Origin of the sequence: Tissierella sp., from assembly GCF_052089545.1 — a bacterium.
In the GTDB taxonomy this organism is placed as follows: domain Bacteria; phylum Bacillota; class Clostridia; order Tissierellales; family Tissierellaceae; genus Tissierella_A.
The window spans coordinates 20,334-31,113 of record NZ_JBQDAA010000006.1 but is presented as its reverse complement, the minus strand read 5'-3'; the positions used below and the strand labels follow the sequence as shown (position 1 = coordinate 31,113).

General features: G+C 29.0%; 12 protein-coding genes and 2 other annotated features. Of the genes, 4 read left to right on the top strand and 8 right to left on the bottom strand.

Annotated elements, in window-relative coordinates:
• The first annotated feature begins 35 nt into the window (after positions 1–35).
• Both ACTHW2_RS01315 and ACTHW2_RS01310 read left to right on the top strand, forming a co-directional pair.
• Complete coding sequence (locus ACTHW2_RS01315) at positions 36–302, top strand: helix-turn-helix domain-containing protein (protein WP_442261912.1); 267 nt, start codon at positions 36–38, stop codon at positions 300–302.
• A gap of 105 nt (positions 303–407) precedes the next feature.
• Positions 408–779, top strand: a complete 372-nt coding sequence (locus ACTHW2_RS01310; RefSeq protein WP_442261911.1) for a DsrE family protein — start codon at positions 408–410, stop codon at positions 777–779.
• A gap of 141 nt (positions 780–920) precedes the next feature.
• On the opposite strand, the gene ACTHW2_RS01305 is transcribed toward ACTHW2_RS01310, so the two are convergent.
• Together ACTHW2_RS01305 and ACTHW2_RS01300 are read right to left on the bottom strand one after the other, a co-directional pair.
• Positions 921–1,205, bottom strand: a complete 285-nt coding sequence (locus tag ACTHW2_RS01305) for a hypothetical protein (protein WP_442261910.1) — start codon at positions 1,203–1,205, stop codon at positions 921–923.
• Positions 1,206–1,323: 118 nt separating this feature from the next.
• Positions 1,324–1,662, bottom strand: a complete 339-nt coding sequence (locus ACTHW2_RS01300) for a cytoplasmic protein (protein WP_442261909.1) — start codon at positions 1,660–1,662, stop codon at positions 1,324–1,326.
• A 346-nt stretch (positions 1,663–2,008) separates the two neighbouring features.
• Between ACTHW2_RS01300 and ACTHW2_RS01295 the strand changes: the two genes are divergently transcribed.
• Both ACTHW2_RS01295 and ACTHW2_RS01290 read left to right on the top strand, forming a co-directional pair.
• Entirely contained in the window at positions 2,009–3,562 is a 1,554-nt protein-coding gene (locus ACTHW2_RS01295) for a glutamate synthase-related protein (protein ID WP_442261908.1), read from the top strand.
• Between the two features lie 290 nt (positions 3,563–3,852).
• Positions 3,853–4,185 carry a DUF4870 domain-containing protein gene (locus tag ACTHW2_RS01290; RefSeq protein WP_442261907.1) on the top strand — a complete coding sequence of 111 codons (333 nt, stop codon included), beginning with the start codon at positions 3,853–3,855 and terminating at the stop codon, positions 4,183–4,185.
• A gap of 49 nt (positions 4,186–4,234) precedes the next feature.
• Here ACTHW2_RS01290 and ACTHW2_RS01285 read toward each other — a convergent pair whose 3' ends face one another.
• The 6 genes from ACTHW2_RS01285 to ACTHW2_RS01260 form a co-directional block, all read right to left on the bottom strand.
• Entirely contained in the window at positions 4,235–4,867 is a 633-nt protein-coding gene (locus ACTHW2_RS01285) for a DNA-3-methyladenine glycosylase family protein (protein ID WP_442261906.1), read from the bottom strand.
• Positions 4,860–5,555, bottom strand: a complete 696-nt coding sequence (locus ACTHW2_RS01280) for a hypothetical protein (RefSeq protein WP_442261905.1) — start codon at positions 5,553–5,555, stop codon at positions 4,860–4,862. Before ACTHW2_RS01280 ends, ACTHW2_RS01285 begins: the two co-directional genes overlap by 8 nt.
• Before the next feature lie 3 nt (positions 5,556–5,558).
• Complete coding sequence (locus ACTHW2_RS01275) at positions 5,559–6,917, bottom strand: AAA family ATPase (protein WP_442261904.1); 1,359 nt, start codon at positions 6,915–6,917, stop codon at positions 5,559–5,561.
• A 283-nt stretch (positions 6,918–7,200) separates the two neighbouring features.
• Positions 7,201–8,280 (bottom strand): pyridoxal-phosphate-dependent aminotransferase family protein, encoded by a 1,080-nt coding sequence (locus ACTHW2_RS01270; protein ID WP_442261903.1) that lies wholly within the window; start codon positions 8,278–8,280, stop codon positions 7,201–7,203.
• Positions 8,281–8,315: 35 nt separating this feature from the next.
• Positions 8,316–9,230: a D-2-hydroxyacid dehydrogenase gene (locus ACTHW2_RS01265; protein ID WP_442261902.1), complete on the bottom strand. Its 915-nt coding sequence runs from the start codon at positions 9,228–9,230 to the stop codon at positions 8,316–8,318.
• A gap of 75 nt (positions 9,231–9,305) precedes the next feature.
• Positions 9,306–9,513, bottom strand: a binding site (T-box leader).
• Positions 9,514–9,560: 47 nt separating this feature from the next.
• Positions 9,561–9,768: a binding site (T-box leader), on the bottom strand.
• Positions 9,769–9,860: 92 nt separating this feature from the next.
• A complete protein-coding gene (locus ACTHW2_RS01260; protein ID WP_442261901.1) occupies positions 9,861–10,721 on the bottom strand; it encodes a DegV family protein in 861 nt (286 codons plus the stop codon).
• Positions 10,722–10,780 lie beyond the last annotated feature (59 nt).

Sequence of the window (10,780 nt, the reverse complement as noted above, 5' to 3'; positions counted from 1 at the left end):
TTTTAATTATACACTATTATTAGTTTACGACAACTATCCTACCACATAGGGCTACTTACCTTAATGTAAATAAATGCTATTTTTGCTCATTATTTAAAAAAGAAACCGGTAAAACTTTTACTCAATTTTTAAATGAATTAAGAGTTAAAAAGAGTATGGATCTACTTAAGGAAGGTAATTTATCAATGCTTGATATAGCCTTAGATGTAGGCTTTAATAATCAAAATTATTATAATATTACCTTTAAAAAAATTACTAATAAAACTCCCTCTGAGTATAAAAACAGTTTATTAAATCCTTAATTTTATTGAAAACAAATGCTTCGATCTATAATTATCCATATTATGCATTAAATGAATAGTTATGGGTATATGTCAAATATAAAAATAATTTAGGAGGTTTTTATAATGGAAAATATTGATTTATTAGTAACTTTAACTCAACACGAGAGGGATTCAAATAATGTTACCATAGCCTTTACTATGGGATTAAAAGCAGCACAAAAGGGTCATGATGTACAGTTAATCCTCTTGTCAGATGCTGTTCATCTAGCTTCAAGAGGTTATGCAGACAAGATAGATATAGGTGCACCTTTTGAACCTATTGCAAAGTTATTACCTGAATTTTTAGAAGCTGGTGGCAAGCTTAAAGTTTGTTCAGCTTGTATGATTCACAATGGCGTTGATGAAGATACCCTAGTAGAAGGTTCTGAAGTTATCGATGCAGATTATGTAGTAGATGCAGTTATGGCTGCTAAAAAGTCTTTACAATTAAATTAAGCATATTGAAAAAACAAGAAAAATGCTATTATGTCGGTCAACATAATAGCATTTTTATATTATATTTAAAATTAATCTTCGAAAGCTTCAATAGCCTTCCATCTTTTTCATACATACATATCCTACTAAATCTTTGACTATTTAATAGTTTATATTTTTAGTATTAAATGTACTTCTAAACATCTTATAAAACTTTCTGTTTTCCTTTTTTAAAAATACTCTTGTTCCTAAAATTTTGCCACAAGAGGGACATGTAAGTTTTTTAGAAAGTTTAGTGGATAATTCAATAATCCTATCTATGCTCAGTCTTAATACATTGCCTTTTCCTACCTTTTGATATTTAGCGATGTCAGTTTTACAGTATCCACAAGATATCAATAATATATAACTCCCCTTTATCTTTTTATAATAAGGATTTATATACATGTAAGTATCACCTCTTTTATTAATATATAATACAGTCCTTTACTTTAACTATCATAGCACCCAAAACCCCTGCCAATATAGAATAAAATATTCCCAAGATAATATCTTCTATGTATTTCTATAATGTAATTATTTCATATCCATCTTTTATGTAGTCATACATAGCCGGATGACCATTTGCATTACCTTTTATAGGTATTCCTGTTTTTTCATTGTATTCTAATACACCCATTTGAGCTGAACATGCTCTACAGATACTATCAAATAATCCTAGCTCCTTAGTCTTCAAATAGACTTTATTCTCCTCTTCTTCTAATACTTTTATAAGTTTTACCGCTTCACCTTCTACTATTATCTTAGTATCTACACCCTTTTCATGTAGGTCTATTGCATTAATAAGTACATGCATAAAACACATTTTCTCGCCCTTAAATGGAAAAAAAGCAATCTTATTCAATCTAATCTCCCCTTTATTTTTATGATATATTTATATTTTGTTCTTACACTTAAATCTAAGTGTTTATTTCCTTGCTCAAGGTGGCCCTCCACCCCTTGCCATTAGCACTAAAACTATAATAATAATAGCAACTGGTATAAGTCTAACCACTGATATCACCTCTTTTATAGTATCACTATCTTAAGTCCGTTTCTTTACTTGGATACACCTTATCATAAGTTAAGTGAAACAACAACTAAGCTAGAAACTATGGTTGATATAATATTCTGAATACTATATAATTAAAAGTGTAAAGAACATATGTCACAAACTTTTGATTACTACTATAACTTGAGGAGGTTTTATTATGTCTTTCAGTCCAGTTTTAGGAACTTCTATTACAAATACTAAACTACGAACTCCAGAATATGTGTCTCCATTTTCTGGGATGTGTGCAGTGTGTACAGAAAATTGCCTAGGTCCTTGTGAAATAGGTTTATCTGCAACACGTGGTGATGAGGCAACAAATCCTTATAAATCAGATGTAAATCAATTTGCATCCCAAAAAAATTATCCTTTAGATTTTTCTCATTTTAATATTAATGGTAGAGTTTTTGGTGCGACAAATTGTGATGAAGATCCATTTCTAGCAACTTTTCCAAAAGCAAATCTTAATACATATTTTGGAATAAAAAATAAAATAAAGTTGAAAACTCCTGTCATTCTACCCGCTTTAGCTAAGTTAAACTGGCAAGATTATTTTGCTGGTGCAGCCTTAGCTGGAACAATTGCTTTTATAGGTGAAAGTGTTGTAGATAAAGATCCAGGTGTTATTTTTGAAGATGGAAAAGTTTCACGCTCTCCCCTTATAGAAGATATGGTAAATGCTTTTAGAAAATATTACCATGGATATGGTAATATAGTTCTTCAAGCTAACTATGATGATGAATATTTGGGAGTATTAGATTATGCAATTGAAAAATTAAATATAAAATCAGTAGAAATAAAATTTGGTCAAGCAGCAAAAGGAATCCAAGGATTTGGAAGATTAGATAGTATTGAAAAAGCTTTAATGTTTCAAAAAAGAGGTCATGTAGTATATCCCGATCCATCCGATCCTATTGTAGCTGAAAACTATAAGAATGGGATTGGCCAGCCCTTCCAAAAGATAGGTAAACTTCCTATGTGGAATGAAGATATACTTGTTAAACGTGTTGCCAAGCTAAGGGAACTAGGTGCAAAACGTATTACATTTAAGACTGGCCCATATGATCCAAAAGATCTCATCAAAATTATTAAAATTGCATCTAAAGCAGGTGTTGATCTAATCACCTTTGATGGTGGTGGAGGCGGAACAGGCCATAGTCCTGCTAAGATGATGAATGAGTGGGGTATTCCTACAGTTTATATGGAAAGCCTCTTATACGATATATTAAGTCGATTTAAAGAAAAAGCTTATTCCCTACCTCAAATTGCAATAGCTGGTGGATTTACTATGGAAGATAGCATCTATAAAGGGTTGGCTCTTGGTGCACCTTTTGTAGATTTTATAGCAGTTGGTCGAGGAAATATGGCAGCAGCTTTTGTTGGTAAGCAAGTTGAAGATTCCCTTAAAAAAGGAAGAGTTCCTAAGGATTATAAAAGATTTGGAGAAAGTAAAGAAGAAATATTTAGCAATATAAAACAATTAAAGGAGATTTATGGAGATAAAGCAACAGACATACCAGGAGGTGCTATAGGAGTATATTCATATATAAATCGTATATCTACAGGTTTACGTCAATTTATGGCTCTTAATAGAAAATTTGAATTAAAAGATATAGATAGAAGTGATATTATACCTATGACTGATTTAGCAGCTAAAGTTTCTGGATTACCTACTTTCAATGATCTTGTAAATAAAGAATTAAAAAGCATATAAAACTTATACCATAAAGTCTAGATTGCCTTTATGCAAATATAAACATCCTTGATTATTGCAATAATCAAGGATGTTTATATTTATTTAATAATTATTTTAAAATCTTAATAATATCTACTGATTTTATATTAAAATACCTTTTGAATTGAATTTTCTTAATTCATTTCTGCTTTATCGGATTAATGTGTTACATTAATAAAGTATCGGGTATATATTATTTAATAGCACATATATAATATCTGTCACATATATTATATTAAATATTTATAAATACGTGAGGAGGTACTACAATGACTGAAAAAAACTTTGAAGCAGAATATGATTTAGAAGATATAGAGCAAAATAAGACCATGGCAGGATTGGCATATTTTATATTTTTTCTTCCATTATTAACAGCACCCGAGTCTAAATTTGCTAAGTTCCATGCAAATCAAGGATTATTGCTTTTTATATTGGTAGTAGGTGGTAACTTTGTACTAGGCATGATCCCAATATTAGGTTGGCTTCTAATGATACCTTTTGGAATACTATCATTAGTACTTGGCATTATGGGGTTAATGAATGGATTTAATGGTAAAGCTAAAGAACTACCATTAATAGGTAAATTTAGAATAATAAAATAGTATTATTTAATAATTCAGCTTCTAATATATTAGGGGCTGAATTATTTTTTTACTTATTCCTATGAGAGATTTCCCATAAATATATTGAAGCCACAGTTCCATATGGCCTATACCTTTGTTCAAATATCTTAAATTCTTCTTTTGTTAAATCTTCAATATCATACAACTTTTCTATTCCTCTACGAATACCTAAATCTTTATAGCTTATTACATCTTCTCTTTGGAGTGAATGTATAAGGAGCATTTCAGCTGTCCATGGCCCAACCCCTCTAAGTTTTGTTAGTTCCTTTACAAATTCCTTGTTTTCTAATTTATATAAGTTGTCAAAATCCATAGTCTTAGAAATTGCAGCATAGGATGCATCTTTAATATAGCCTGCCTTTCTTGTAGACATTCCACACTTCTGTATATCTTCTACCTGAAGCTTATCTATGTTTTCAGGTGTAATACTAGATATAAGTTCTATCAGCCTGTTTTCTACAGTTCTAGCTGCTTTAGTTGAAATTTGTTGACTTATTATACTAGATATCAAAGCAGAAAATATATGAGGATTTACAACTCTTTTAACCATACCTATCCTATCTATTTCTTTTCCTAATATAGAATCTTTATTTTTTAAATAGTCTATTTCCTTTTTTCCATATTTATAATATTGAATATCTATCTCCATCCTTTTATTCATTTACATAATCTTCTAATAAGATATTGAAATTAGTATATCTTTTAATTGAATTATTGTTTTTCTTTATAAACGCCCAACTTTCTTTATATCTTTCCTTGACTGAAAAATCACTATTACAAATAAAGTCTATAAAGCTCTCTAAATCGTCTATATATCTATCTTGAAAATCTTCAGCATATCGAACCTTGGATCTACTATTAACCTGTATTTCATCATGGAGTACATGTTCTAGGTTACATGAAAAATAAAACATTCTATATGGAACAGTTCCATATACTTTATTTATAGTTAATAAAAAGTTTAGTACTTCTTTTTTTATCTTATTTCTTTCTACCACGCTTTTTACATATTTAGTGTATATACCATCTTCTTTATATACAAGTTTATTTAATCTATTATTTCTATAAATATTTTCCTCTGAAATAAATACAGCATCTGTATCAACAAGGTGTATTATTTCACTATAATCACTAGGCTTAAATTTCCTCTTTCCACCATCTTCAATTAATTCTTCAATCTTTTTTAAAATCTTTTCTCTTCTAATATATTTATCTGAAGTAATATCTCCTCCTACTACTTCGAATATTATTTGACTATCATCATTTATTAGTTCAGTTAATAGTAGTTCTAAACTTTCTCTTTCTGTTATACCTTCAACTATAAATAATACTACTTTTTTTCTAGTCAAAATCTATCTACCAGCCTTTCGAAAAGCTCTAGCTATTTTAGCTGATTTGGTTGTGTCATATATTTCTTCATCCTGTCCACCTAAAACTAGATCTCTATAATACATATCTCTTAAATTGTTATTAGTTTTTACATTTTTTAATTTAATATATCTATTGTTTATATTTGTTGTTGTAAATACTAAATTATTTTTATTTAATATTTCCAATGGTCTCAAATTATGAGATGTAAATATTAACTGTCCCTTCCCCCTTTCTTCAAGTATTTCAATAATTTCACCCAATAAAAATTCAAATATTCCTGCATCTAGTTCATCAATCAAGACTGTTATTGATCTATTGTTAAACATGGCTATAAGCAGATGAATGACTGCAACTATCTTTTTTATACCATCTGATTCATACTTCATCGGAATCTCTCTACCATCTCTACAAGCTAGAAGTTCTATTAATACCTTATCATCCTGTGTTTTTAACTCTTTTATTTTTATCTCTAATTCTGGTATTATTTCACTTATAACTTTATTGGCTAATTGAAGACTATCTTCTATTTCAAACACTACTTCTTTTCTTAAATATACTGACTCACCCATTCCAATCTCCAAGACCTTTTTGGGAGTGTGTTTGATGTCTTCATTTTTTTTATTCTTTATTGGAACTAAAATATTGGCATAGTTTAGAGTTGTTTTTTTATTGTCTATGATAAATAGATTTGATCTTGCATATTTTTGCAGTATATTTAAAATCTCATATTCTTCACCTAAACTTGAAGAATTTTCAGCTATTTTCCCTATAAATTTTTCTGAAAATATTAGACTTTTACGGTTTTCAAATTCTTTTTTCTTATCAAGTAAAAACCCAGCTTTATCATACACCTTTATTAATTCTTCATTTCTATATTTGGGATACATGTACTTTTCATTATATCTATTCCCTACTAATCCTTTTATCCTGTTCCAATCTGTAGCTTCAGCTTCTTTGTACCAATAGTATATTGACTCTTCTTTTATAAATGTATTCATATTATCTTTAAAAAATACAACATTATATTTTACCTTATATCTTTTATTGTAATCTTTTATAAAAAACAATATATCTATTTCCATCTCTTCTTTCCCACTCATAATGTATTCATCAATATCTTTTGGTAATGAATCCCCAGAAAATATATCTTTAATAATGTTTACAGCACTAATAATTGAGGTTTTGCCTGAACCGTTCTGTCCATAAATACCTAGTATATCTCCCTTTTCATCTTCTATGTTCAAAATATTTCCCATCTCTACTCTACCTTTTGATACATTTTTATAATTGCTAAGACTAACTTCTAAAATCCTAACCATCTTATCATTTAAATTATACATAGTAGCTCACCTCCTACTTTCATTATAATACTTTTTAAAAATAATATACAATTTTAATTGGCATTTCGATACATTTTGTTTCTTTATTACTTTATACCCAAGTTTATATATATATTACTACAAATTTTATTATATAGCTTAAAATAGTTTTTTTATCTTGCTACTGTATTAAGATACAATAGAAATATTATAGAATGGCTTTACAAAGGCATAAAAAAATACTCTTAATTAAAATTCCAGATATTAAATCTGTTATTTTAATTAAGAGTATTTTTATTTTACCTTACTCTAATCCTAAAATACTATTTATATTGTCTATGAGGCCTTTAACATCTCCCATTGTATAGTCTCCCATATGAGATATTCTAAAAGTAAGCTCTTTTAGATCTCCATAACCATTAGAAATCATGTAACCTTTTTCTCCTAACTTCTTATTTAAATCAGCTACATCGATATTCTTAGTGTTTTTGACTGTTGTTAAAGTATTAGAAAGATATCTTTGATCCTTTACAAATAATTCGAAATGCTTTTCGGCCCAAGTTCTAACAAAATCAGCCATTTGTATATGCCTCTTAAATCGATTTTCTAGGCCTTCTTCTAGAATCTTATCCATTTGATAGTCTAAAGCAAACATATGAGAAAGTGAAGGAGTAGAAGGATACTGATGATCCCTATCGTGAACATAGTTATATAATTTTACTAAATCAAAATAAGATCCACGGTTTTTTACCTTTTTAGCAGCTTCTATAGCCCTGTCAGAAACAGAACAAATAGATAAGCCAGCAGGAAGACCTAAACATTTTTGTGTAGATGTAATATTTACATCTATTCCCAATTTATCGGTTTCAATCTTTGTTCCTCCCATTGAACTAACAGAGTCTACTAAAAGTAGTATGTCTGGATATTTAGTTTTTAAAAGTTTAGATATATCTTCAATAGGGTTCATAAGTCCTATTGATGTTTCGTTATGTGTAATAGTTAAAACATCGTATTTACCTGTAGCTAGTGTTTTATCTACTAGATCTAGTCTTATGGGAGTACCTAAATCAAATCTTATTATATCAGAAGGTACACCGTTTGATTTTGCAATTTTAAACCATCTTTCTCCAAAGGCTCCTGCTGAAAATATGGCTGCTCTTTTTCTAGTACAAGATCTTATAGCTCCTTCCATAAGGCCACTAGCTGAGGATGTTGATAAAAGAATTGTATTTTTTGTATAAAATAGTTTTTGAATTTTCTCTTCAATATTTCTTTGTAGATCTGATGCTTCTTGAGTTCTATGACCAATTTGAGGTGTAGATAACTTTGACAAAACATCTTCTTTCACATCTATTGGACCTGGTATAAATAATTTTTTATGCATATTTCTATCTCCTTTGATTAATTAATATCTTTTTTTTAGATTGCTATAGTATTAATTTTTCCATTAAAATCCATAACAATATCTATAATTTCCTCTCCTATTCGCATCTGAGCTTCTTTTGTAGCTGCGCCTATATGAGGTGTAACTGATACCTTTGGATGATTACATAAAGCTGCTTTTGGACATGGTTCCTCCATAAATACGTCTATACCTGCACCGGCAAGCTTATCAGTATTTAGTGCCTGGATTAAACAATCTTCATCTATTGCTCCGCCCCTGGCAGCATTTACTAAAAATACTCCGTCTTTCATAAGCTTAAATTCTTCCTCTCCTATAATTGGTTTTTCAGTACTTGGAACATGAAGAGATATAAAATCAGCTCTTTTTAATACTTCTTCAAAGGGAAGATATGGAAAATTGTCATCATTTTTATAATACTTATCATAAAATATAACATTCATGCCAAGCGCACTAGCTTTTTTAGCCAAGGCTTTTCCTATCCTACCAAATCCTATTATTCCAAATGTTTTACCACTTATCTCAGTTCCCGTATAGATTTTTTTATTCCACTGTCCATCACGAAGGGTAATATTTGAAATAGTTATATATCGTGCTAAGCTAATCATGTGTCCTAAAACAAGTTCAGCAACAGAGTTACTACTGGCATTTGGCGTATTTGTAACTGTAATACCATTTTTCTCTGCATAGTCAACATCTATATTATCAAGTCCAACTCCAGCTCTAATAATAAGTTTAAGTTTCTTTGTTTTTGCTAGATCTATAAATTCTTTATCTATAGTGGTAGCAGATCTAATTATTAAAACCTCAAAATTTTTAATAATATCTTTAAGTTCATCTTTTTCATAATGTTTAGTATCTACATAGATACCTTCTTCTATAAATTTTCCTACTGCTTTTTTATCTAAACCATCATTTGCTAATATTCTCATTTTCTTTCCTCCTTATTTTTTAACTAAGATTGACTATCAAAAACTAAAAAATCCCGCCTCTTATTATTAAAAATAATAAGGGACGAGATATATCACGCGTTGCCACCCAAATTAACAGACAATACTTCTATCTGTTCACTCGATTCCTATAAGGTAGGATCACCAATTTACTTTTTTCGTAAATAGCTCAGAAATGGATTCATTAGATTATCTGCAAATTTTCACCAAGCATTTGCTCTCTTAAAGATAAATCATAATTACTATTTTTCTTCAATGCCTAATATAAAATTATTAAAAATAAAAAATCCCGCCTCCTATTATTTAAAAATAATAAGGGACGAGATATATCACGCGTTGCCACCCAAATTAACAGACAATACTTCTATCTGTTCACTCGATTCCTATAAGGTAGGATCACCAATTTACTTTTTTCGTAAATAGCTCAGAAATGGATTCATTAGATTATCTGCAAATTTTCACCAAGCATTTGCTCTCTTAAAGATAAATCATAATTACTATTTTTCATCAATGCTTTTTAATGTATTTTCATTATCATATGATAGTTTTTAAAAATTGTCAAGGTTTTTTTGAAAATAAATAATATTTTAAATATTTCCATTATAAAATCTATTAATCCTCAATTTCATCTTCTGTATAATATGCTATTCCTATAGCTCCTGGTCCAACATGCATTCCTATTACAGGACCTATGTCTATTATAGATATATCTTTATTTAATTTTTCTTTCAATTTATCGACTAGTTCTTTAGCTTCATCATAACAATTTATGTGATGAACAATTATTTCTTTTATATTATACTTCTTATCATCTTCTACTACTTTGTCTATCATTTCCTTAACTGCTTTATTTTTAGTTCGAACTGTTTTTAATACTCTTGTCTCACCATCTTTTACTGTTAGAATTGGTATTATCTTAAGTATATTTCCAATTAAGGCGCCAGCTCCACCTATTCTTCCACCTTTTTTAAGGTATTTTAAATTGTCTGGTATAAATATAAATCTACTTCTTTTTACGTTTTCTTGGGCTATTTTTTTAACTTCATCTATATCTTTACCATCTCTAGCTGCTCTAGCAGCCACAATAGCAGCAAATCCAAGTTGCATAGAATTAGATCTAGAATCTAATATACATATTTTTGAATCTGGATATTCTTTTAAAACCTGTTCTTTAACTTTACAAGTACTATTATATGTACCGCTCATATCTGAAGATAAAAATATGCATAAAAGATTATCACCCTTTGAAACTACATCCACCATAGCTTTATATATTTCACCTAAGGTAGGCTGTGATGAAAGTGGTATTCCTTTTTCCTCCATCATTTCATAAAATACTTCATTTTTTATTTCTGTTTCCTTTATACTATCTTCTTGAAAAGAAATATATAAAGATAAAATTTTAATACCTAAGTTCTTTCTAATATCTTCTTCAATATAGCTAGTACTGTCTGTCATTATTTTTACACTCATTTACTCTCTCTCCATTCAAATCTTTATTGCTAATTGTTTATTACTATATACTATATCAT

Excerpts from the sequence above, each read along its gene's own strand:
- ACTHW2_RS01310 (WP_442261911.1), top strand. The coding sequence starts at position 408 with ATGGAAAATATTGATTTATTAGTAACTTTAACTCAACACGAGAGGGAT.
- ACTHW2_RS01305 (WP_442261910.1), bottom strand. The coding sequence starts at position 1,205 with ATGTATATAAATCCTTATTATAAAAAGATAAAGGGGAGTTATATATTA.
- ACTHW2_RS01295 (WP_442261908.1), top strand. The coding sequence starts at position 2,009 with ATGTCTTTCAGTCCAGTTTTAGGAACTTCTATTACAAATACTAAACTA.
- ACTHW2_RS01290 (WP_442261907.1), top strand. The coding sequence starts at position 3,853 with ATGACTGAAAAAAACTTTGAAGCAGAATATGATTTAGAAGATATAGAG.
- ACTHW2_RS01285 (WP_442261906.1), bottom strand. The coding sequence starts at position 4,867 with ATGAATAAAAGGATGGAGATAGATATTCAATATTATAAATATGGAAAA.
- ACTHW2_RS01275 (WP_442261904.1), bottom strand. The coding sequence starts at position 6,917 with ATGTATAATTTAAATGATAAGATGGTTAGGATTTTAGAAGTTAGTCTT.
- ACTHW2_RS01270 (WP_442261903.1), bottom strand. The coding sequence starts at position 8,280 with ATGCATAAAAAATTATTTATACCAGGTCCAATAGATGTGAAAGAAGAT.
- ACTHW2_RS01265 (WP_442261902.1), bottom strand. The coding sequence starts at position 9,230 with ATGAGAATATTAGCAAATGATGGTTTAGATAAAAAAGCAGTAGGAAAA.
- ACTHW2_RS01260 (WP_442261901.1), bottom strand. The coding sequence starts at position 10,721 with ATGAGTGTAAAAATAATGACAGACAGTACTAGCTATATTGAAGAAGAT.